The organism is Pseudoflavonifractor phocaeensis, from assembly GCF_021531815.1.
Classification (GTDB): Bacteria; Bacillota; Clostridia; order Oscillospirales; family Oscillospiraceae; genus Lawsonibacter; species Lawsonibacter phocaeensis_A.
Map to the genome: position 1 here is coordinate 187,253 of NZ_JADYUM010000001.1, position 22,391 is coordinate 209,643.

Sequence of the window (22,391 nt, forward strand, 5' to 3'; positions counted from 1 at the left end):
GACGGACGCTCCTGTTTTTGTTCCATATTCTTTCCCGGCGGAAATCAGACCGTGGGTTCCTCGTCCTTGGCTTCGGCGGGAGCCTCCAGCTCCATGGAGCCGGTCTCAAAGAACAGGCTGTCGCCGTCCTCCTCGGGCTCCTCCAGGGCGTCGGCCACCACGGCGCCGCCCTGCTCCCGGAGCAGGTTGCCCTCGTCGTCGATCACGTCGGCCTTGCGGTACTGGGCCAGGCCGGAACCGGCGGGGATCAGCTTACCGATGATGACGTTCTCCTTCAGGCCGATCAGATGGTCCACCTTACCCTTGATGGCAGCCTCGGTCAGGACCTTGGTGGTCTCCTGGAAGGAGGCGGCGGACAGGAAGGAGTCGGTGGCCAGGGAGGCCTTGGTGATGCCCATCAGGATGCGGGTGCAGGTGGGCAGGCGCAGGTCCTCACCCATCTCGTTCTTCTCTCCGGCGTCGATGCGGGCCTTGACGGCCTCCTCGGCATCCAGGAACTCGATGATGTCGATGGTGGAGCCGGACAGCAGATCGGAATCCCCGGCGTCTTCCACCCGGACCTTCCGCATCATCTGGCGGACAATGACCTCGATATGCTTATCGTTGGTGTCAACGCCCTGCTGACGGTACACCTTCTGGACCTCGCGGATCAGATAGTTGTGACAGTCGGACAAGCCGCGGATGCGCAGGACCTCGTGGGGAGACAGGGCGCCCTCGGTGAGCTGCTCGCCCTTGGGCACCACGTCGCCGTCCTTCACCCGGATACCGGCGGAGTACGGCAGGGCATAGGTGACCACCTCGCCGTCATCAGCGGTGATGGTCAGGTTGCACATGACGTTGCGCTTGGTCTCCTCGATAGACACCCGGCCGCCGATCTCAGCCAGCTGGGCCATCTTCTTGGGCTTGCGGGCCTCGAACAGTTCCTCAACACGGGGAAGACCCTGGGTGATGTCGCCGCCGGCCACGCCGCCGGTGTGGAAGGTACGCATGGTCAGCTGGGTACCGGGCTCGCCGATGGACTGGGCGGCGATGATACCAACCGCCTCGCCGGAGCCCACAGGCTCGCCGATGGCCAGGTTGATGCCGTAGCACTTGGAGCACACGCCGCTGCGGGCACGGCAGGTCAGCACGGAGCGGATCTTCACAGAGTGGATGCCGTGGGCCTCCAGCACCGCGGCGTCATCCTTGCGCATCATGGTGTCCCGGGTAAAGAGGACCTCGCCGGTGGCAGGATCCACGATGTCCTCCGCGGGATAGCGGCCGTGGACACGCTCGGCAAAGGTCTCGATGACCTGGCCATGCTCCTCGATCTCCGCCACCTCAATGCCGTCGGTGGTGCCGCAGTCATCCTCCCGGATAATGACCTCCTGGGATACGTCCACCAGACGGCGGGTCAGGTAACCGGAGTCGGCGGTACGCAGGGCGGTATCGGCCATGCCCTTTCGGGCGCCTCTGGAGGAGATGAAGTATTCCAGAACGGACAGGCCCTCACGGAAGTTGGCCTTGATGGGGATCTCGATGGTACGGCCGGCGGTATCGGCCATCAGGCCGCGCATACCGGCCAGCTGACGGATCTGGGCCATGGAACCACGGGCGCCGGAATCGGCCATCATGAAGATGGGGTTGTAGCGGTCCATGGAGGCCTGGAGGGCCTGGGTCACGTCGGCGGTGGTCTTCTCCCAGGCGGAGACGGACAGGCGGTAGCGCTCGTCGTTGGTGATCAGACCGCGGCGGTACTGCCGGTCGATCTTGACGATCTCCTTCTCGGTCTCGTGGATCATGTCGTACTTCTCGGGGGGGACGGTCATGTCGGCGATGGCGACCGTCAGGGAGCCCCGGGTGGAGTAGTGGTAGCCCAGGTCCTTGATGGCGTCCAGCACGCCGGCGGACACGGTGAAGCCGTGCTTGGTGATGCACTTGTCGATGATCTTGCCCAGCTGCTTCTTGCCCACCACAAAGTTGATCTCGGGATCAAACATGGTCTCGGGGTCCTCGCGGTCCACAAAGCCCAGGTCCTGGGGAATGGCCTCGTTGTAGATCAGGCGACCCACCGTGGTCTCAACCAGCTTGTGGCGCATCTCACCGTCCACCTCGCGGTACAGGCGGACCTTGATGGGAGAGTGGAGGGTGACCACGCCGGAGTCGTAGGCCATCATGGCCTCGTCCTTATCGGCGAAGCAGTGGCCGGTACCCTCCTCGTCCCGGGTATAGGTCAGGTAGTAGGCGCCCAGGATCATATCCTGAGTGGGGATGGTGACAGGGCCGCCGTCCTGGGGACGGAGCAGGTTGTTGGCGGACAGCATCAGCACCCGGGCCTCGGTCTGGGCCTCGGCGGACAGGGGGACGTGGACGGCCATCTGGTCGCCGTCGAAGTCGGCGTTGAAGGCGGTACACACCAGGGGGTGCAGCTTGATGGCCCGGCCCTCCACCAGGACGGGCTCGAAGGCCTGGATGCCCAGACGGTGCAGGGTGGGGGCGCGGTTCAGCATGACGGGGTGGTCCTTGATGACGAACTCCAGGGCGTCCCACACGGCGGCCTCGCCCTTCTCCACCATCTTCTTGGCGGCCTTGATGTTGTTGGCCAGGCCGTCGTCCACCAGCTTCTTCATGACGAAGGGCCGGAACAGCTCAATGGCCATCTCCTTGGGCAGGCCGCACTGGTAGATCTTCAGGGAGGGGCCGACCACGATAACGGAACGGCCGGAGTAGTCTACACGCTTGCCCAGCAGGTTCTGACGGAAGCGGCCCTGCTTGCCCTTGAGCATGTCGGACAAGGACTTGAGGGCGCGGTTGTTGGCGCCGGTGACGGCGCGGCCACGGCGGCCATTGTCGATCAGGGCGTCCACAGCCTCCTGGAGCATCCGCTTCTCGTTGCGGACGATGATGTCGGGGGCGTTGAGCTGGATCAGGCGCTTCAGACGGTTGTTGCGGTTGATGACCCGGCGGTACAGGTCGTTCAGGTCGGAGGAGGCGTACCGGCCGCCGTCCAGGGGGACCATGGGGCGGATCTCGGGGGGGATGACGGGCAGCACGTCGATGATCATCCACTCGGGCTTGTTGCCGGAGACGCGGAAGGCGTCCACTACCTCCAGGCGCTTGACGATGCGGGCCTTCTTCTGGCCGGAGGCGTCCTTCAGTTCGGCGCGGAGGCTGGCGGACAGCTTCTCCAGACCGTTCAGGCTCTCCAGCTCCGCCTTCTCCTCGTCACTCAGCTCCTTGCGGTCCATGAGTTCCAGCTTGCGGCGGCTCTCCTCGTCGGTGAGGCCCACGGTGGCCAGCAGCTTCTTCACGGCCTCAGCGCCCATGCCGGCGTCAAAGTCGTCCTCATACTTCTCCCGCATGTCCCGGTATTCCTTCTCGGACAGGATCTGGTTCTTGGCCAGGGGGGAGAAGCCGGGGTCGATGACGATATAGGCGGCGAAATACAGCACCTTCTCCAGGATGCGGGGGCTGATGTCCAGCAGCAGGCCCATCCGGGAGGGGATACCCTTAAAATACCAGATGTGGGACACGGGGGCGGCCAGCTCGATATGGCCCATCCGCTCCCGGCGGACCTTGGCCTTGGTGATCTCCACGCCGCAGCGGTCACAGACCTTGCCCTTGTAACGGATCTTCTTATATTTCCCGCAGTTGCACTCCCAGTCCTTGGTGGGGCCAAAGATCTTTTCACAGAACAGGCCGTCCCGCTCGGGCTTCAGGGTGCGGTAGTTGATGGTCTCGGGGCGCTTGACCTCGCCGTAGGACCACTCGCGGATCTTTTCAGGGGAGGCGATGCCAATTTGGATCGCGTCGAACTCAGCGTAACTCATCTTCTATATTCTCCTCCCGTTCTCAAAAATCCTCGTCGGAGAACAGCTCGTCATCGGAGCCCTCCTCGCCGCCGGCCTCCAGGGTCAGATCGTCGTCGTCGCTGTCGCCCTTGAAGGTAAAGCCGCCGGCGGAGGCAAAATCTGCGTCCTTTTCATAACCGAAATCATCGTCCCGGTCATAGTAATCCTCCCGGACGGGCTGGAAGTTGTCGTCATCGTCATCCTTCAGCTCGATTTCGTTGCCCTCGGCGTCCAGCACCTTCATATCCAGGCACAGGGACTGGAGCTCCTTGATCAGCACCTTGAAGGACTCGGGCACACCGGGCTTGGGCACGTTCAGGCCCTTGACGATGGCCTCGTAGGTCTTGACACGGCCAGTGACGTCGTCGGACTTGACCGTCAGGATCTCCTGGAGGGTATAGGCGGCGCCGTAGGCCTCCAGAGCCCAAACCTCCATCTCGCCGAAGCGCTGGCCGCCGAACTGGGCCTTGCCGCCCAGAGGCTGCTGGGTGACCAGGGAGTAGGGGCCGGTAGCGCGGGCGTGGATCTTATCGTCAACCAGGTGGTGCAGCTTCAGGAAGTAGACGTAACCCACGGTGACAGGGTTGTCGAACCGGCGGCCGGTGCGGCCGTCGTACAGCCAGTTCTTGCCGTCCACCAGGCGCAGGCGGCCCTCCTTCTGCCAAGCGTTCACCCGCTCGGTGTCAGCCATCTCCTCGGGCGTCAGAGCCTGCATGCCGTCGCCCTCCTCGTCGGCCAGATAGAGCTGCTTGCCGATGAGGGGTTCATCCCGGCCCACTTCACGGGCCAGGCCGGCCAGCTTCAGGCAGTCCAGAATGTCCTGCTCGTTGGCGCCGTTGAAGATGGGGGTGGCCACCTTCCAGCCCAGGGTCTTGGCGGCGTAGCCCAGATGGACCTCCAGCACCTGGCCGATGTTCATACGGGAAGGCACGCCCAGGGGGTTCAGTACGATGTCCAGCGGAGTGCCGTCGGGCAGGAAGGGCATGTCCTCCTGGGGCAGGATGCGGGACACAACGCCCTTGTTGCCGTGACGGCCGGCCATCTTGTCGCCCACGGAGATCTTACGCTTCTGGGCGATATACACGCGGACGGTCTGGTTGACACCGGGGCCCAGCTCGTCGCCGTTCTCCCGGGTAAAGATCTTCACGTCCACCACGATGCCGGACTCGCCGTGGGGCACCTTCAGAGAGGTGTCGCGGACCTCCCGGGCCTTCTCGCCGAAGATGGCCCGGAGCAGCTTCTCCTCCGCGGTGGCCTCGGCCTCGCCCTTGGGGGTGACCTTGCCCACCAGGTAGTCGCCGGCGTGGATCTCGGCGCCCACGCGGATGATGCCGTGCTCATCCAGATCCTTCAGGGCGTCCTCGCCCACGTTGGGGATGTCGCGGGTAATGGTCTCGGGGCCCAGCTTGGTGTCCCGGGCCTCGGTCTCGTACTCCTCGATGTGGATGGAGGTGAACACGTCGTCCTTTACCATCCGCTCGTTGAGCAGCACGGCGTCCTCGTAGTTGTAGCCTTCCCAGGTCATGAAGCCCATGAGGATGTTCCGGCCCAGGGCGATCTCGCCGTGGTCGGTGGAGGGGCCGTCAGCCAGGACGTCGTGGTAGTCCACCCGCTGGCCGGCGTCCACGATGGGCCGCTGGTTGATACAGGTGGTGTGGTTGGAGCGCAGGTACTTGGTCAGGCGGTACTCCTTGGTCTCGCCGTTGTCATAGGCCACGGTGATGTACCGGGCGGACACCTTGGTGACGGTGCCGGGACCCTCGGCCAGAATGGCCACCTCGGAGTCGATGCAGTTCTTGTGCTCCTGGCCGGTGGCCACAATGGGGGCCTCGGGGCGGAGCAGAGGCACGGCCTGACGCTGCATGTTGGCGCCCATCAGGGCACGGTTGGCGTCGTCGTTCTGCAGGAAGGGGATCATGGCGGTAGCCACGGACACCATCATCTTGGGGGACACGTCCACGTAGTCCACCTGGCGGCGGTCCACGGAGACCGTCTCGTTGCGGCGGCGGCAGGTGATACGCTCGTTGACAAAGCAGCCGTTCTCATCCAGAGGCTCGGTGGCCTGACCAACGGTGTACTCGTCCTCCACATCGGCGGTCATATATTCGATCTCGTCGGTGACCCGGCCGGTCTCCTTGTCCACTTTGCGGTAGGGAGCCTCAATGAAGCCGTAGCGGTTGACCCGGGCATAGGAGGCCAGGTAGGAGATCAGGCCGATGTTGGGACCTTCGGGGGTCTCAATGGGGCACAGGCGGCCGTAGTGGCTGTAGTGGACGTCTCGGACGTCGAAGGAGGCGCGGTCACGGGACAGGCCGCCGGGGCCCAGGGCGGACAGGCGGCGCTTGTGGGTCAGCTCGGCCAGGGGGTTGGTCTGGTCCATGAACTGGGACAGGGGGCTGCTGCCGAAGAACTCTTTGATGGCGGCGGTGACCGGACGGATATTGATGAGGGACTGGGGGGTGACCACGTCCAGGTCCTGAGTGGTCATCCGCTCCCGGATGACCCGCTCCATCCGGCTGAAGCCGATGCGGAACTGGTTCTGGATCAGCTCGCCCACGCAGCGCAGGCGGCGGTTGCCCAGATGGTCGATGTCATCGGGGGTGCCCACGTTGTGGGCCAGACAGTTCAGGTAGTTGATGGAGGCCATGATGTCGGGGATGGTGATGTGCTTGGGGATCAGGTCGTCCAGATGCTCGGAGACGGCCTCCTTCAGCTCCTCGCCGCTGTACTGGTCCAGCAGCTGGCACAGGGCGGGGAAATAGACCATCTCGTCCACGCCCACTTCGGCGGGATCGAAGTCCACAAACTTCTCCATGTGGACCATGTTGTTGGAGAAGACCTTGATGACCTTTCCGTCCATGTCCAGCAGGGCCTCGTTGACGCCCAGGTCGTCCAGCTCGTGGGCCCGCTCCCGGGTCAGGACCTCGCCGGCCTCGGCCACGATCTCGCCGGTACGAGGATCGGCGATGGGCTGGGCCAGCTTCTGGCCGGACAGGCGGCTCCACAGGGCCATCTTCTTGTTGAACTTATAACGGCCCACGGCGGACAGGTCGTAGCGCCGGGGATCGAAGAAGGTGGCGTTCAGCAGGGACTCGGCGGAGTCCACCGTGGGGGGCTCGCCGGGACGCAGCTTGCGGTAGATCTCCAGCAGGGCCTCCTCGTAGGTCTTGCAGGTGTCCTTCTCCAGGGTGGCCAGGATGCGCTCGTCCTCACCGAACAGCTCGATGATCTCAGCGTCGCTCCGGGGACCCAGGGCGCGGATCAGGCAGGTGATGGGCAGCTTGCGGTTTTTATCGATACGGACATAGAAGATGTCGCTCAGGTCGGTCTCATACTCCAGCCAGGCGCCCCGGTAGGGGATCACGGTGGTGGCGAAGGTCAGGTTGTCCGCCTTGTCCGCCGTGCGGGTATAGTACATGCCGGGAGAACGGACGATCTGGGAGACAATGACACGCTCGGCGCCGTTGATGACAAAGGTGCCGGAGTTGGTCATGATGGGGAAATCCCCCATGAAGATCTCCTGCTCATTGATCTGGTTGTTCTGGGTGTTGCGCAGGTGGACCTTCACTTTGATGGGAGCGGCGTAGGTGGCGTCCCGGGCCTTGCACTCCTCCACGTCATACTTGGGCTTCTCGTCCATGGAGTAATCGATGAAGCTGAGTTCCAGGTTGCCGGCGTAGTCGGTGATAGCGCCCACATCCTTGAACACCTCGCGCAGGCCGGTGTCCAGGAACCACTGGTAGGAGGTCTTCTGGATCTCCAGCAGGTTGGGCATCTCCAAGATCTCCTGGTACCGGGCGAAGCTCTTACGCAGGGTCTTGCCATAGTAGACGTCCTTGGCTCTCTCGTTGACCCGCTTCTGGAGTTCTTCCATGCTTTCCTTGACCATTCTAAAAAATCAACTCGCTTTCTTCTCGTTCAACGGTTGGTTCTCACGGTTTTCAGGGCCGGATGGGGGAATTTTTCGGAAGGTATCTGGTCATTGTGCACAATTTCCGGTCCCTCCGCCATTTTCGCACACCCGGCTGCGTTGTTTGTTTCGCCATCCAATGTCTTGCCTTTCCCGCCCCACCATGGTACACTAGGTGCAGAGCATGGGGAACCAGGCTCAGTTGATACAAGGACATAGGAGCATTTTATTGTACCATGCAGGACCAGGCCTGTCAAGGCCCGGCTCTGTTTTTTTATGGTATGATTCCCGTGAAAAAGTGGTTGTCCTCCCCGCGCCACACGCCGGGAAGGATGCCGCTCTGTCCGGCGCCGCGCCTCCTCCCCCGCGCCGCCGGACAGCCGCAGTCAGAATTTTCCTTTTTTGACACTCTGACTGGAAAACTCCTTCTTCTCTCCTTTGTTCTTGGAAAAATGTACGCAAAGGATTTGACAAGTAGTAACAAATGTGTTACAATTCGGTTACAAGTTTTGATTGCAAGGGGGAATTTCATGGCCACCGAAAACATTCCTCTTTCCTATAAAGGGCATCCCCTGCGTCGGAAAGACAATCTGATCTATTACGGCACCATGGCCGAAAAGTATATCATCATGCTCCAGATCCTCTCCTCCAAGAAGGTGGACGGCCTGGATATGGCGGATAAGGTATCCGTCCAGCTCCAGCTCACCGACCCCGACCTGAAAAGCCGCGACCGCGTGGTCCGCAAGAGCGAGAAGGACAGCCTGTATGCCGCCATGGACCTGGCCTCTGTTTGGCTGGAACGCGCTTTGAGCACCAAGTAAGACGAAAGAAACCAGAGAGACAATATTTGGGGAGGATAACCAGCCATGCTGTTTAACAAGACCGCCGTCCGGCTCACCGCGGGCCTTTTGCTTGTCAGTACCCTCGTCGCCCCCGCCCTGGCCGTCACCGGGACCGTGGATTCCGGCGACAGCCCCCTGCGGGTCCGTTCCCAGGCCAGCACCGACAGCGAGATCCTGGCCCGCCTTGACCACGGCACCCAGGTCGAGGTGATCTCCACCGCCGAGAACGGATGGTACCAGATCACCATCGGCGACATCAGCGGCTTCGTCTCCAGCGACTATCTGGTGGTGGACGGCACTCAGGAAGCCGTCTCCGCTGTTTCCGCTGTCAATCCCGCCGCCGCCGCCCAGGATGCCGCCGCCAAGGCCGCCGAAGCGGCAGAAGCAGCCCAGGCTGCTGAGGCTGCCGAGACTGCCGCCGAGCCCCGTTACGGCAAGGTGACTGTCTCCTCCCTGAACATCCGCTCCGGCGCCGGTACGGAATATGACAAGGTGGGCAGCCTGAAAGCGGGTAAAGTGGTGACCATCCTGGCTGAAACCAATGGTTGGTACCAGATCGAGTCCGGCTATATCAGCGCCGACTACGTGACCATCGTGGACGCCGCCGAGGCCGCCTGCTCCAACAAGGGACAAGAGATCGCCGATTACGCCCTCCAGTTCGTGGGCTACCCTTATGTATATGGCGGCAGCAGCCCCAAGGGCTTTGACTGCTCCGGCTTGACCAGCTATGTGTACCGCCAGTTCGGCTACTCTATCAACCGCACCGCTTCCGGCCAGCTGGACAACGGCACCGCCGTCTCCATGAGCGAGCTGCAGCCCGGCGATTTAGTCATGTTCCGTAAGAGCGGTTCCAGCAGCCGCGCCTCCCACGTGGGTATTTACATCGGCGGCGGACAGTTCGTCCACGCCTCCACCGCCCGGGTGGGCGTCATCGTCAGCAAGTTGAGCGACGCTTATTACACCACCGGTTTCGTGGGCGGCCGCCGCATTATCTGATTTCCCGATATAAGACAAAAAGTTCCCCCATGGGTTGGGGGAACTTTTTTATTTGCCTTGTCAACTAAAAATACCTTTCAGCTCTCCCAACAGCTCCATGCCTTTAAATTTCAACACATAGGGTTCTGTCTCTCCGGTGATGAGGCCGGCCTGGGCCTTGGTGAAGCTGCCGGCCTGGGCCGCCTCCTCCACCGTCTCGCTGGCCGCGCCCAAACACAGGGGCGGAAAAGCCACACACCACCAGTTCTGCCCCTCCCCTTCTCCAATGACGACCCGCAGGGCCTCATATTCTCCGGCCGGCAGGGCAAAACCCTCATACTCCTTGGTGGGGAACCAACACCGGGTCAACTCCGTCGACACGGGGTAATCGTATCCCCACTCCTCCACCACCGCCTGCCCCGCGGCGGCCAGAGCGTTCAAATGCCCCTCCAGAGCCCGGCGCGCCTCCTCCCGGTCCACGTCCTGAGCGTACAGGCACTCCGCCTGCTCCAGCACCCGGTCCCGCACCGCTAATTTCAGTGCCTGGTCCCCGGCGCTGTCCGAGTTGGCGATCACGTGGAGGCGGATCACGCTGTCCGCCAGTTCTTCCTGCTCCCGGTCCAGCCAGACGCCCACTGTCAAAGCACACAGTATCCCCAGCATCAGCGCCAGCTCCCACCGCTTCAATCTTCTGTCCATGTTACCTCCCCGGCGGCTCTCACTGATAAAGAACCGCCCACACTGCAAGCAAATTCACTTACAGTGTGGGCGGTTTTCTCATTTTTTAAACGGTCTGGGCCAAAAAAGTCTCTTTATGGTGTTGGGACAAAAGTTCAAAGGCGGCTTTGGCCGCTTCCTCCCTCTCAAACAGGCCGAAGGCGGTGGGACCGGTGCCGCTCATATTGGCGCCCAGAGCCCCCTGCTGGATCAGGGTGTTCTTGATGTCGGCCACCCGGGCCCGCTGGCGCTCGGGCAGCACATCTTCAAAGACGTTGTACATCCGCCGGGCCACCTCCGGCAGATCCCCCGCCTCCAGGGCGGCAAGCACCCCGTCGGTATCGGGCCGGCGGCGCACCTTGCATCCGTCGATCCGGGCGAACAGCTCCGGGGTAGAGATAGGGAAATCGGGCTTGCACACCACCACCCAGCATTGGGGCAACGCGGGCAGCGGGGTCAGCCGCTCTCCCCGCCCCTCGGCCAGGGCGGTACAGCCCAACACACAGTAGGGCACGTCGGAACCCACCCGCTCCCCCACCCGGGCCAATTCCTCCCGGGAAAAGGGCTGCCCCTCCATCTGGTTCAGCGCCCGGAGGACGGCCGCGGCGTCGCTGCTTCCCCCCGCCATCCCGGCACATACCGGGACGCGCTTGTCCAATGAGATGTCCAGCCCCCTCGGCTCCCGGCCCAGGGTACGGTAGAAGCACAAAGCCGCCTTGACCGCCAGATTCTTCTCTCCGCCGGGCAGGAACGACAGATTGCTTCTGACCCGGATCTCCCCCGTTCCGTTGTCCTCCAGGGTCAGATCATCCGCCAGCGTAATGGACTGCATGACCATTTTCAGATCGTGGTAGCCGTCGGGGCGCTTACCCAGCACGTCCAACGTCAGATTCAGCTTGGCCCGGGCCTGGACCTCCATTGCGGCCCCTCCTTTGTCACTTACACCCGGATCCTCCGGGCCTCCAGATAAAACCGCTTGTCCTGGGCCTCCCCCATGGAGAAGGTCTTCCGGGGCAGTACCCCGTCGTGGATAACGGTGGGGAACAGCTTCTCTTTGCCCATAGGAGGCAGAAGAAAGGCCACCACATCCTCCCGGCTCCCGGCCAGCTCCCGGGCCACATCCTCTCCGTGGATATAGTCCACCCGGACCCCCGGATGACGGACCAGGTAGTCGTCCAGAAAAGCCTGGAGGGTACCCACCGGCAACTGGGCCTTGGGATGGGGCACCGTGACCGTCCCTTCCCGGCCCCCGCCGGTCCAAAACAGCACATGTCCCTGCCCGCCGGCGTTCCGGGAGGCGCCGGGATACCAGCCGAGCAGCTCCGCCAGCAGCTCCTCCCGGTCCACGCCGAACACCACCCGGTGGATCGGCTCGAACTCCAGGGACTCGTCGTGGAGGTTGCCCAGCTCGCACAGGGCGTACCGGGCGGGCAGGCTGTCCCACTGGTCCGGGGGCGTCAGCTTCTTGGCCCGCTCATAGCACTCCTTGGCGGTGGCCAGGGAGTGGTTGCCGTCTCCCACGGCGAAGAGCATCACCGGGTCGTCCTTTCCCAAGCCATACCGGGTCCGGAAATGGACCGGGTCGGCCAGGGCCCGTAACGCGCGGGCCACCTGCTCCTGCTGTTCCCAGGTCAACAGCCAGCCTCTGATATGCCCGCCCCGCTCCATCAGCTCGAAATCGTACAGGGGCTCCATTTTGCCCGTCCTGTTGGACAGGGGCTCGATCACCGTCTTATCCGGATCATCCACCAGCAGCATGGCGTGGGGCAGCTCAATGGGGGCATTCTTCCGCACCGCCACCCGGGGCGGGATACGGGACAGGACAGTGCCCTCGGTGGCCCGGATCAGCGCCGAGGCCCCCGGCTCATAATCATACTGCTCCAGGTCCACCATCCCCACCAGCCCCCGGCGGACCTTGCCGCAGTCCAGGGTCCGCTCCACGTAGACCAGCGCGCCGGGCAGCGTACGGAACCGCTCCTCCCGCAGATACCGGGTCATGGTGTTGTTGATCTCCATGATGTCGGTCTCCACATTAGGGCCCTCCAGGCAGCTCTCCGGCAAAATCAGCCGCAGGGCCGAGGGGGCTTTCCCCACCCGGTCCTCCACCCGCTGCCAGTATTCAGGCTGGGAGGTATACTGGTCGCAGGCCACCACGCTCCAAAGAGACAGGTCACAGTCCCGGGGCAGCAGAATGTCAGCTGGGCGAAACGGCAGGGTATCAAACGCGTCCTTCATGTTTACAGCGCCTTCTTAATGGCGGCCAGCAGGTCGCCGAACTCCTCGTAGGCAGGTAGCTCCGGATGGGCCGCCTTGATGGCCTCCGTGCTCTTGAACAGAAAACCCGCCTTGCTGGCCTGGATCATACCCAGGTCGTTAAAGCTGTCCCCGGCGGCGATAGTCTCGAATCCGCAGGACTGCAGAGCCTTCACCGTGGTCAGTTTGGACTGCTGGCAGCGCATCTGATAGCCGATGATCTCGCCGCTGGAGGCCACCTCCAGGGTGTTGCACATCAGAGTGGGCCAATTCAGCTTCTTCATCAGGGGCTTGGCGAACTGCTCAAAGGTGTCGCTGAGAATGACCACCTGGGTCAGGGTCCGCAGTTCGTCCAAAAACTCCTTGGCGCCGGGCAGGGGATCGATGGTGGCAATGACGTCCTGGATCTCTTTCAGGCCCAGGCCGTGTTCCTTCAAAATACCCAGACGCCACTTCATCAGCTTGTCATAGTCGGGCTCGTCCCGGGTGGTCCGCTTCAGCTCCGGGATGCCGCTGGCCTGGGAAAAGGCGATCCAGATCTCGGGGACCAGCACGCCCTCCATGTCCAAACATACGATATTCATATTCTTCTCCTCCCCGCGGTCACTCCGCGCCATTTTCCCGCCCCTGCTTCCGCCGCAGATTGGTCAGGAAGTTGTCCATTCTGGCGATGGACTCGGCGATGTCCTTCATGGACGCCGCGTAGCAGGCCCGGACATAGCCCTCGCCGCCGGGGCCGAAGGCGTTGCCGGGAATGACGGCCACCTTCTCTTCCATGAGGAACCGCTCGCAGAACTCCTCGCTGGTCAGGCCGGTGGACTGGATGCAGGGGAACACATAGAAGGCGCCCTTGGGCTCGAAGCAGGTCAGCCCGATGCGGTTCAGGTTCTCCACCAGGTAGCGGCGGCGGCGGTCATACTCCTCCCGCATGTGCTCGATGTCTCCGTCTCCGTTGCGCATGGCCTCCACGGCGGCGTACTGGCTGGTGGTAGGGGCGGACATGATGCCAAACTGGTGGAGCTTGGTCATGGCAGCGATGATGGGCTTGGGGGCGCAGACATAGCCCATGCGCCAGCCCGTCATGGCGTGGCTCTTGGAGAAGCCGTTGACCACGATGGTCCGCTCATACATATCGGTGAGGTTGGCCATGGACACATGCCGCTGGCCGTAGGTCAGCTCGGCATAGATCTCGTCGGAGATGACCATGATGTCGGTGCCCCGCAGCACCTCGGCGATGGCCTCCAGGTCCCGGCGCTCCATGATGCCGCCGGTGGGGTTGGAGGGGAAGGGCAGCACCACCGCCTTGGTCTTGGGGGTGATGGCTGCTTTCAGTTGCTCCGGGGTCAGGCGGAACTCGTTTTCCGCCTTCAGCTCCACATAGACGGGGACGCCGCCGGCCATCTCAGCCAGGGGGCCGTAACAGACAAAGGACGGCACCGGGACGATGACCTCATCCCCCGGATTGACCAGCACCCGCATGGCCAGGTCGATGGCCTCGCTGCCGCCTACGGTGACCAGGATCTGGCCATTGTAGTCGTAGTGCAGGTCAAAGCGGCGGTTCAGATAGGCCGCGATCTCCCGCCGGAGCTGGAGCATACCGGCGTTGGAGGTGTACTTGGTGTGGCCCCGCTCCAGGGAATAGATGCCCGCGTCCCGGATGTGCCAGGGAGTGACAAAGTCGGGTTCGCCGATGCCCAGGGAGATGGCGTCAGTCATCTCCTCCAAAATGTCAAAGAACTTCCGAATCCCGGAGGGCTTGATCCCCTGGATCTTTTCGTTCAGGATCTGGTCGTAGTTCATACGAAAATGTACTCCCTTTCCTCGGGCTCCTGGGGCCGGAACACCAGGTGCTTCTCTTTATATTTTTTCAGAATGAAATGGGTTGCGGTACCGGTGACGCCCTGAATGGGGGCCAGCCGTTCCCCCACAAACTGGGCCACCTCCCGCAGGGTCCGGCCCGAAATGATGACGGTCAGGTCGAAGGAACCGCTCATCAGATACATGCTCTCCACCTCGTCATACTGGTAGATCCGCTCGGCGATCCGGTCAAAGCCATCGATGGATTGGGGGACTACGTTGACTTCGATCAGGGCGGTGACCGTCTCCTTCCGGGCCCGGTCCCAGTCGATAATGGCCTGATAGCCCAAAACGATCCGTTCATCTTCATATTTTTTGATGGCTGCCTTTGCCTCGTCCACAGGCATCCCTGCGGCGGCGGCCATCTGCTCTATGCTCATGGTGCAGTCCTGCTCCAGCAATTCCAACAGTTTTTCCACGGCGGTGTCCTCCATTTCTTTGCCCAAATATCCCATTTGAAAACGGGTTCAGAATATTATACACGCATCCGCCGCGAAATACAATCCCGGACTTTTGCTTCGTCCATAAAAATGGCGCCGGCAGTTCCCTGCGGCGCCGCATTGGCAATTTATGGCCTCCATCCCTGCATCCCCGCTTCCAACTTCTCCAGCGCCCGTTTTTCAATGCGGGATACATAGGAGCGGCTGATCCCACATTGCGCCGCAATCTCTCTCTGCGTTTGTGGGGGCCGCTCATCCAATCCATACCGCCGTATGATAATCGTGCGTTCCCTAGGCGTTAAACAGGCATCGACGCAGCGCCGCACTTTTTGACAAGCATCCCGAGTGTCCAATTCCTCCAGCATATTGTCGTCCACCGCGATCACATCCATTAACGACAGGGAGCCCCCTTCCCCCGCCGCTTCCAATGTATCTGCCAGGGACACCTCCCCCTGCAGCTTTTTTTGTGCCCGGAAATACATCAGGATTTCATTTTCGATACACCGGCTGGCATAGGTAGCGAGGCGAACGTTTTTATCCGCTTTAAAGGTAGAGATCCCCTTGATCAGCCCGATGGTTCCAATGGAGATCAGATCATCCTGATCCCCTGATTGGGCATAATATTTTTTGACAATATGGGCTACCAAACGCAGGTTATGTTCTACCAGAATATTTCTTGCCTCAAGGTCTCCTTGGGCACACCGCTTCAGGTACTCCTGCTCTTCAGCCGCTTTTAAAGGACGCGGAAACGAACCGCTTCCTCCGGACAGCCGGAGGGTAAAAAACAGGCCATTCATCATCAGGTAGATCAGTGGGGACAGCACCGTGCAACACCTCCGTTCCACTTTATTCCTCCCGGGCCAGTCCCTATTCTTTTTGTTTTGTTAACCGTTTTTTGTCTCGACAACAGACCTGAAATTTGGTAAAATCAACATATCGCATAAGGGGAGGGCTTTTTATGTCGCATCTTCGCATCAACCGCACTGAATCCATCGACCAACTTTGCCAGGCCCTGCTCTCGCTGAAAAACGCAGAGGAGTGCTACACCTTTCTCAGCGACCTGTTCACGGTCCAGGAGGTAACCGCCTTTGCCCAGCGACTCCAAGTTGCCCGTCTTTTGCACGATGGAAGCACCTATGAAATGGTCCGCAGCCAAGTCCCTGTCAGCAGTTCCACCATCACCCGGATCAACACCGAACTGCGATATGGTTCCGGAGGTTACCAAATGGTCCTCGACCGGTTGTCTGAGCAGGAGCAGACCCCTCCTCCCGGTTCCGCCCAGGAATGAATCACACCTTCTGTCACAGAGGTCCCGCATCTCATGTTCCGCATAGAAATTAAAAATAGCCCGTTGGCTATGGTCCAACGGGCTGTTTCTCTATTCTGTTTCCCAGAATGTGGTTTCATATCTCCACTTCTTCCGGCTGGTCCAGACGGACCGGTCCTCCGATATATGCGGCAGTCACCTCGCCTGCCTGACGGACCACAGTGGCCCGGACCACACCGGCCGGCTGGATATACTCCCTAGAGAATTCTCCATCCGGGGCATGCTGGCTCTGCGCCACGGCAGCGGCCAAAGAACCGGAACCGCAGCTTCCCTCCCAGACCAAGCTGTTGGCGGCTGGCACCTTGACCAGCGGCGTCATTTTTCCGTCACCCAGGAAGATCACACCATAAGCGTCCAGGCCCTGGATGTCCTGAAACAGCGGCTCCGCCTTGTCGAAGAAGCTCCGGCTGGGGTCCACACCTTCCACTACCAGATGGGCAATCCCTCCCAGATGGACCAGGGTGCCCGGATGGCCCTCCACTTCCACAGCGGCGACCGACTGGGGCAGGGGCATCTCAGAGCGGGAGGTACCGGCAGCCAGGTCCACATCCACGGAAACCAGGTGGTCACAGCCGCTGGTCTCGATCCGCACCTGGGACAGTCCGCCCTTCTCCCGGGCGATCAGCATCCCGAATGCCCGGGTGGCGTTGCCGCAGAATTCGCCGCCCATCATCTCCATATGCCCGTCCGCGTCTCCGGTGGGCCTGCAATAAAATCCCACCTGCTCGGCGTGGAACCGCTCAATGGCCATCAGCTGCTCAGCCACTTTGCCGCGGCGCGCTTTCTCCACCGGGTCCATGACAAACAGCGTGATATTTCCGGCGGGATCGGCGCGCAATACCGTCAATTTCATGAACTTCTCTCCTTATTCAAGAGCGCGCAAGGGGCAGGCCCCTTGCGCGCTCTGTGGTTTGAACCTTGGATTACTGGAAGTCGGGGATATACTCCTTGGCCAGATCCAGCAGCTTGCCGCTGTAAACGATCTGCTTGACAGCCTCGATGTCGGGCCAGATCTCACGGTCGATCTCGAAGAAGTCGACCTGCTCACGGACCAGCTTGTAGATGGCCTCGTGGAGAGGAGTGATGCCCTGGCCGTGGCTGTTCAGGCGGCGGCGGATGTCAATGGCCTGGCAGGCGGTCATCAGCTCCAGAGACAGAACGTCCAGAGTGTTCTTGACGATCATGCCCGCCTTGCGGCCGGCTGTGGTACCCATGGACACGATGTCCTCCTGGTTGGCGGAGGAGGGGATGGAGTCCACGGAAGCGGGATGGGCGTAGATCTTGTTCTCAGACACCATGGAAGCGGCAGCATACTGCACGATCATGTAGCCGGAGTTGACGCCGCCCTCGGTGGTCAGGAAGGGGGTCAGGCCGTTGGACAGAGCGGCGTTGACCATACGCTCGGTACGGCGCTCGGAGGCGTCGGCCAGCTCGGAAGCGGCGATGCCCAGAGTGTCGAAGGGGATGGCCATGGGCTCGCCATGGAAGTTGCCGCCGGAGATAACAGCCTCGTCCTCCAGGAACATCAGGGGGTTATCGGTCACGGCGTTGAGCTCGATCTCCACCTTGTCCAGAACATAATCCAGAGCGTCGCGGACGGCGCCGTGGAGCTGAGGGATGCAGCGCAGGGCGTAAGCATCCTGAACGCGGTCGTTCTGGCAGTTGTCGATGATCTCGGAGCCCTCCAGCAGCTTCGCCATGTTGGCGGCCACCAGCATCTGGCCCTTCTGGCCGCGGACGGCGTGGATCCGGGGATCAAAGGCGTTGCGCAGGCCGGTCAGGCCCTCAAAAGCCATGGAGCTGATGATGTCGCCCATCTGAGCGGCGCAGATGGTGTCGTACAGGGCCAGGGAGCCCACGGAGGTCATGGCGCAGGTGCCGTTGGTCAGGCCCAGGCCCTCCTTGCTCACCAGGGTATCCAGAGTCTTGATGCCGGCCTTGGCCATCGCCTCGGCGCCGGACATCTCCACGCCCTCGAACTTGGCGCGGCCGCGGCCCAGCAGGGGCAGGGACATGTGAGCCAGAGGAGCCAGGTCGCCGGAGGAGCCCAGAGAGCCCTTCTGGGGGATGATGGGGGTGACGCCCTTGTTCAGCATCTCGATCATCATCTCGACCAGGATGGGACGCACGCCGGACACGCCGACACACAGGGCGTTGGCGCGCAGCAGCAGCATGCCGCGGGCCACCTCGTCGGCATAGGGCTCGCCCATAGCGGTGCAGTGGCTGAGGATCAGGTTGGTGGACAGCTGGTTGCTCATCTCGGAGCTGACAGCCACGCGCTGGAAGTCACCAAAACCGGTGGTGATGCCGTAAGCCACACGGCCCTCGTCAGCGATCTTCTCGGCCAGGGCGCGGGACTTCTTCATGGCCTCCAGCGCGGAATCAGCCAACTCGACGGTGGCGCCGAAGCGGGCGACGGCCACAAAGGACTCCAGGGTCAGGCTATGGCCGTCCAAAACGATATGCTTGATTTCCTTGGGATTTTTCATTTCTGAGATGTCTCCTCTCGTTGGGTTGCTTCAGCAGCCTTTTAAAATATGGTAGAGGTTAGGGGGATCAGATGAACTGGGAGAACACGATGGCCGCGATCATCAGGGGGATGTTGAAGTGGATGAAGGTGGGCACGCAGGTATCCCAGATGTGCTCATGCTGGCCGTCGGCATTCAGACCGGAGGTGGGGCCCAGGGTGGTGTCGGAAGCGGGGGAACCTGCATCGCCCAGAGCAGCGGCGGCGGACATCAGCAGGATGGTGGCGGCGGGGGAGAAGCCCATTCTGGAGCACAGGGGGACATACAGCACGGCGACCACGGGGATGGTGCTGAAGGAGGAGCCGATGCCCATGGTGACCAGCAGGCCGATCAGGGTGATGACGGTGGCGGCGATGACCTTGTTGCCGCCCATAACGCTGATGGCGGCCTCAACCAGCTCGTCGACAGCGCCGGTAGCCTTCATGACGCCGGCATAGCCGCCAGCGACCAGCATAACGATGGCGATCATGCCCATGATCTTGATGCCGCCGGCAAACTGCTCGTCGATCTTGTTCCACTTCACAGCCTGGCCGATGAACATGACCAGCAGGCCGATCAGAGCGGCCAGAGACAGGTTATCCAGCTTGACCTGAGCCACGACCACGGCGAAGATGGCCACGATGGTCACCCAGTGGGCAGCGGTCATGTGGTCGGACACGGCGTCGGAAGCGGTGGTGTCGGCAGCCAGGTTCTTGTACTCACGGGGCTTGCGGTAGGTGACGAAGATGGCCAGCATCAGGCCGATCAGCATGGCCAGACCCAGGATCCAGTTCCACTTGGCAACATCGCCGGCGGTGACAGGCATGCCGTTGGCGGTCATGTTGTCGGCGATGATGCCCATGAAGATAGTGCCGAAGCCGAAGGGGATGGCGATGTAGGGGGCCTTCAGGCCGAAGGCCAGGGAGCAGGCAGCGGCGCGGCGGTCGATCTTCATCTCATTCATCAGGGACAGCATGGGGGGGATCAGGATGGGGATGAAGGCGATATGTACGGGGATCAGGTTCTGGGACAGGCAGGCGATACCGGCCAGGATGACCAGCATCAGCTTGCCCTTGCCGCCCATGATCTTGGACAGCTTCTTGGACAGCATGTCGGCCAGACCGGTGGAGGCGATGGCGGTGGCGAAGGTGCCCAACAGGACATAGGACAAGGCGGTGTTGGCGTTTCCGCTGAATCCATCACACAGCAGGCCCATGGCGTCAGTGATGGAGATACCGCCCAGAATAGCGCCGGTCATAGCGGCGATAATCAGGGACATCAGGACGTTCAGCTTCAGCAGACACAGGACGCACAGGACGATGACAGAAACCAGGACCGGGTTGGTTAACAATGCCATAACGAACTCCCTCTCTTCTTAAATTTTCCGGTTTTGCTTCATTGCTACAGTTCTCTTCTCTTTGATACAGTTCTCTTCTCTTTCTTTCCAAAAAAGGTCGCGCTTTGATTGTTTGCTCTCCCCGGACGCCGTGTGCCCCAAACCACCATCTTTTCCCTGTTAGACGGCCAGGGAAAAACAGCGGGCTAGCACCGCCTAAAATGACAATTTGGAAGCAGAAAAACGCTCGGCCGGGGGAACTCCGTCTGGATATAAGATACCATACTATTTTGTAAAAATCAACAAAAACTTTTTTTGTTATCACTTTTGTTTTGTGCACCTTCACATCACTTCATCGATAGAGCATCACTATACCGCGCTGCCGCATTGTCCTGGTAAAGTTTTCTTTCCCAAGACCTTTGCCAGAATGGCTTTAAATTGTTTGTTGATTTCTTGTTCTTCTTGTATATTTTGCGGAAAATCAGAAAAAGCCCTTTACCGCGGAGATTTTTTTCTTTATAATTCTACCCGTGATGTAAAAAATATGTAAAATGATGCATAGGGGGCAAAGACGGACCCCCAAGGAGGAACAAAATTGAACATTCGAGATGTCATCACGCTGCTAGGCGCTCTGGCGACATTCCTGTTCGGTATGTCCACAATGACCACCGGACTGGAAAAACTGGCCAGCGGAAAATTGGCCTCCCTTCTGGAAAAACTGACCGACAACATTCTGAAGGGCGTGCTGCTGGGCGCGGTCGTGGCCGGAATGGTCCACTCCTCCGCGGCCACCACAGTCATGTGTATCGGCTTTGTCAACGCCGGGATCTTGAAGCTGCGGCAGGCGGTGGGTGTCATCATGGGTGCCAACATCGGCACCACCATCACCGCCCAGATCCTGCGCCTGGGCGGTCTTTCTGACGACAATTTCTTTCTGATGCTCCTCAAGCCCGAGATGCTGGGTCCCCTGATGGCCTTCGTCGGCATCCTGTTCTTTTCCTTTTTCAACGGCGGAAAGAAAAAAACCGTGGGGCAGGTCCTGCTGGGCCTGGGTCTGCTGTTCATCGGCATCAAGTCCATGGAAAACGCCCTCACGCCCCTGACTCAGCTGGAGGCCTTCCAGGAACTGTTTGTGCGCTTCTCCAACCCCATCCTGGGTATCGCCGTGGGCGCGGCCATTACCGCCCTGATCCAGAGCTCCACCGCCTCCGTGGCAATTCTTCAGGCCCTCTCCGCCTCGGGGTGCGTCACTTTTGCCACCGCCATGCCCATTATCATGGGCCAGAACATCGGCACCTGCGTGACCGCTATTCTCTCCAGCATCGGAGCCAGCCGGAACGCCAAGCGGACCGCCGCCGTACACCTCTATTTTAATGTGATCGGCACCCTGGTATTCCTGATTGTTTTATACGGCCTCAATTCCGTGATTCACCTCTCCTTCTGGAACAACATCATGAATTACGGCTCCATCGCGGATCTCCACTCCTTCTTCAATATCATCTGCACCCTGCTCCTTCTGCCCTTCAACCGTCAGCTGGTGAAGCTGGTGGAGTGGACTATCCCCGACACCGGAGCCGCCGACCCTGTGTCCACCGTTCTGGACCCCCGTTTTCTCTCCACCCCCTCCGTGGCTCTGGAGCGCGCCCGCACCGTGGTCAACCAGATGGGGGCCCTGGCCCAGGACAACTACCGTATCGCCGTGGGGCTGCTGGCCAACTACGACACCAAGCAGCTGGAGCTGCTTACCCAGCAGGAGGAATCCCTGGACCACATGGAGGGCGCGCTGGACCAGTACCTGGTCAAGCTGTCCCGCCACTCCCTGGACGCCCACGACAGCGACCTGGTCTCCGACCTGCTCCACGCCCTGTCCGACTTTGAACGGATCGGAGACTACGCGGTCAACCTCTCCGAATCCGCCACCGCCCTCCATGAACAGGGACTGGTCTTCTCCGAGGAGGCGCAGTTGGAACTGAAATGCGTCTGCTCCGCCGTCAGGGACGCTCTGGCCCAGGTCATGGAGGCGTACCGCACCCACGACTCCTACGCCGCCTTCCAGGTGGAGCCTCTGGAGGAGGTGGTGGACCTGATCACCGCCACCCTGCGGGAGCGCCACGTGGAGCGTCTGAAGCAGGGCCGGTGCACCGTGGAGCTGGGCACACAATTTCTGGAACTGCTCATCAACCTGGAGCGTATCTCCGACCACTGCTCCAACGCTGCCGTCCGCATCATCCATCAGAATTCCGGCCAGGACGCCCTGGTCCGTTCCGACATCCATTCCTATCTCCAGCAGCTCCACCAGGGCGGTTCCCACCAGTTTGACCAGCTGTTCCAGGCCGCCAAGGACAAGTATTACGCCCCCATCGCTGAGACCGCTCAGTGCTGACAGCAAAAAACAGC

At 61.1% G+C, this 22,391-nt stretch carries 16 protein-coding genes; 4 read left to right on the forward strand and 12 right to left on the reverse strand.

The window, feature by feature from the left end; genetic code table 11:
* Window positions 1-44: 44 nt before the first annotated feature.
* Together rpoC and rpoB are read right to left on the reverse strand one after the other, a co-directional pair.
* Window positions 45-3,809 carry a DNA-directed RNA polymerase subunit beta' gene (rpoC, locus tag I6E42_RS00840; protein WP_235369877.1) on the reverse strand — a complete coding sequence of 1,255 codons (3,765 nt, stop codon included), beginning with the start codon at window positions 3,807-3,809 and terminating at the stop codon, window positions 45-47.
* A gap of 22 nt (window positions 3,810-3,831) precedes the next feature.
* Window positions 3,832-7,704 (reverse strand): DNA-directed RNA polymerase subunit beta, encoded by a 3,873-nt coding sequence (gene rpoB / locus I6E42_RS00845; RefSeq protein ID WP_235369880.1) that lies wholly within the window; start codon window positions 7,702-7,704, stop codon window positions 3,832-3,834.
* Between the two features lie 566 nt (window positions 7,705-8,270).
* Here rpoB and I6E42_RS00850 point away from each other — a divergent pair.
* Window positions 8,271-8,561: a hypothetical protein gene (locus tag I6E42_RS00850; protein ID WP_235369882.1), complete on the forward strand. Its 291-nt coding sequence runs from the start codon at window positions 8,271-8,273 to the stop codon at window positions 8,559-8,561.
* Window positions 8,562-8,606: 45 nt separating this feature from the next.
* A complete protein-coding gene (locus tag I6E42_RS00855; protein WP_235369884.1) occupies window positions 8,607-9,578 on the forward strand; it encodes a C40 family peptidase in 972 nt (323 codons plus the stop codon).
* A gap of 60 nt (window positions 9,579-9,638) precedes the next feature.
* Here the strand turns inward: I6E42_RS00855 and spoIIR are convergent, their stop codons facing one another.
* The 7 genes from spoIIR to sigK form a co-directional block, all read right to left on the reverse strand.
* On the reverse strand, window positions 9,639-10,256 hold the full coding sequence (gene spoIIR / locus I6E42_RS00860; protein ID WP_235369891.1) for a stage II sporulation protein R: 618 nt from the start codon (window positions 10,254-10,256) through the stop codon (window positions 9,639-9,641).
* An 85-nt stretch (window positions 10,257-10,341) separates the two neighbouring features.
* Window positions 10,342-11,193: a 4-(cytidine 5'-diphospho)-2-C-methyl-D-erythritol kinase gene (gene ispE / locus I6E42_RS00865; protein ID WP_235369899.1), complete on the reverse strand. Its 852-nt coding sequence runs from the start codon at window positions 11,191-11,193 to the stop codon at window positions 10,342-10,344.
* A 20-nt stretch (window positions 11,194-11,213) separates the two neighbouring features.
* Complete coding sequence (locus I6E42_RS00870; protein WP_235369900.1) at window positions 11,214-12,509, reverse strand: DUF1015 domain-containing protein; 1,296 nt, start codon at window positions 12,507-12,509, stop codon at window positions 11,214-11,216.
* Window positions 12,510-12,511: 2 nt separating this feature from the next.
* Window positions 12,512-13,111, reverse strand: coding sequence for a bifunctional phosphoserine phosphatase/homoserine phosphotransferase ThrH (thrH, locus tag I6E42_RS00875; protein ID WP_235369901.1), 600 nt, complete (start codon window positions 13,109-13,111; stop codon window positions 12,512-12,514).
* A gap of 19 nt (window positions 13,112-13,130) precedes the next feature.
* Entirely contained in the window at window positions 13,131-14,327 is a 1,197-nt protein-coding gene (locus I6E42_RS00880; protein ID WP_235369902.1) for an aminotransferase class I/II-fold pyridoxal phosphate-dependent enzyme, read from the reverse strand.
* Complete coding sequence (locus I6E42_RS00885) at window positions 14,324-14,803, reverse strand: Lrp/AsnC family transcriptional regulator (RefSeq protein ID WP_235369903.1); 480 nt, start codon at window positions 14,801-14,803, stop codon at window positions 14,324-14,326. The genes I6E42_RS00880 and I6E42_RS00885 overlap by 4 nt, the downstream gene beginning before the upstream one ends.
* 149 nt (window positions 14,804-14,952) lie before the next feature.
* Window positions 14,953-15,648 (reverse strand): RNA polymerase sporulation sigma factor SigK, encoded by a 696-nt coding sequence (gene sigK, locus I6E42_RS00890; protein ID WP_235369904.1) that lies wholly within the window; start codon window positions 15,646-15,648, stop codon window positions 14,953-14,955.
* 134 nt (window positions 15,649-15,782) lie between these two features.
* On the opposite strand from sigK, the gene I6E42_RS00895 reads away from it, so the two are divergent.
* Window positions 15,783-16,112 (forward strand): YerC/YecD family TrpR-related protein, encoded by a 330-nt coding sequence (locus I6E42_RS00895; protein ID WP_235369905.1) that lies wholly within the window; start codon window positions 15,783-15,785, stop codon window positions 16,110-16,112.
* Window positions 16,113-16,227: 115 nt separating this feature from the next.
* Here I6E42_RS00895 and I6E42_RS00900 read toward each other — a convergent pair whose 3' ends face one another.
* The 3 genes from I6E42_RS00900 to I6E42_RS00910 all read right to left on the reverse strand — a co-directional run bounded on the left by I6E42_RS00900 (window position 16,228) and on the right by I6E42_RS00910 (window position 20,015).
* Window positions 16,228-17,004: a diaminopimelate epimerase gene (locus tag I6E42_RS00900; protein WP_235369906.1), complete on the reverse strand. Its 777-nt coding sequence runs from the start codon at window positions 17,002-17,004 to the stop codon at window positions 16,228-16,230.
* A 70-nt stretch (window positions 17,005-17,074) separates the two neighbouring features.
* Entirely contained in the window at window positions 17,075-18,640 is a 1,566-nt protein-coding gene (gene hutH, locus I6E42_RS00905; protein WP_235369907.1) for a histidine ammonia-lyase, read from the reverse strand.
* 67 nt (window positions 18,641-18,707) lie between these two features.
* Window positions 18,708-20,015 carry a Na+/H+ antiporter family protein gene (locus I6E42_RS00910; protein ID WP_235369908.1) on the reverse strand — a complete coding sequence of 436 codons (1,308 nt, stop codon included), beginning with the start codon at window positions 20,013-20,015 and terminating at the stop codon, window positions 18,708-18,710.
* 574 nt (window positions 20,016-20,589) lie between these two features.
* Here I6E42_RS00910 and I6E42_RS00915 point away from each other — a divergent pair.
* The gene (locus I6E42_RS00915; RefSeq protein WP_235369909.1) at window positions 20,590-22,377 is read left to right on the forward strand and encodes a Na/Pi cotransporter family protein; all 1,788 of its coding nucleotides are present in this window, start codon (window positions 20,590-20,592) and stop codon (window positions 22,375-22,377) included.
* Window positions 22,378-22,391: the final 14 nt, after the last annotated feature.

Bases quoted from the DNA above. Each gene is read 5' to 3' on its own strand.
- rpoC (WP_235369877.1), bottom strand. From the start codon at position 3,809: ATGAGTTACGCTGAGTTCGACGCGATCCAAATTGGCATCGCCTCCCCT.
- rpoB (WP_235369880.1), bottom strand. From the start codon at position 7,704: ATGGAAGAACTCCAGAAGCGGGTCAACGAGAGAGCCAAGGACGTCTAC.
- I6E42_RS00850 (WP_235369882.1), top strand. From the start codon at position 8,271: ATGGCCACCGAAAACATTCCTCTTTCCTATAAAGGGCATCCCCTGCGT.
- I6E42_RS00855 (WP_235369884.1), top strand. From the start codon at position 8,607: ATGCTGTTTAACAAGACCGCCGTCCGGCTCACCGCGGGCCTTTTGCTT.
- spoIIR (WP_235369891.1), bottom strand. From the start codon at position 10,256: ATGGACAGAAGATTGAAGCGGTGGGAGCTGGCGCTGATGCTGGGGATA.
- ispE (WP_235369899.1), bottom strand. From the start codon at position 11,193: ATGGAGGTCCAGGCCCGGGCCAAGCTGAATCTGACGTTGGACGTGCTG.
- I6E42_RS00870 (WP_235369900.1), bottom strand. From the start codon at position 12,509: ATGAAGGACGCGTTTGATACCCTGCCGTTTCGCCCAGCTGACATTCTG.
- thrH (WP_235369901.1), bottom strand. From the start codon at position 13,111: ATGAATATCGTATGTTTGGACATGGAGGGCGTGCTGGTCCCCGAGATC.
- I6E42_RS00880 (WP_235369902.1), bottom strand. From the start codon at position 14,327: ATGAACTACGACCAGATCCTGAACGAAAAGATCCAGGGGATCAAGCCC.
- I6E42_RS00895 (WP_235369905.1), top strand. From the start codon at position 15,783: ATGTCGCATCTTCGCATCAACCGCACTGAATCCATCGACCAACTTTGC.
- I6E42_RS00900 (WP_235369906.1), bottom strand. From the start codon at position 17,004: ATGAAATTGACGGTATTGCGCGCCGATCCCGCCGGAAATATCACGCTG.
- hutH (WP_235369907.1), bottom strand. From the start codon at position 18,640: ATGAAAAATCCCAAGGAAATCAAGCATATCGTTTTGGACGGCCATAGC.
- I6E42_RS00910 (WP_235369908.1), bottom strand. From the start codon at position 20,015: ATGGCATTGTTAACCAACCCGGTCCTGGTTTCTGTCATCGTCCTGTGC.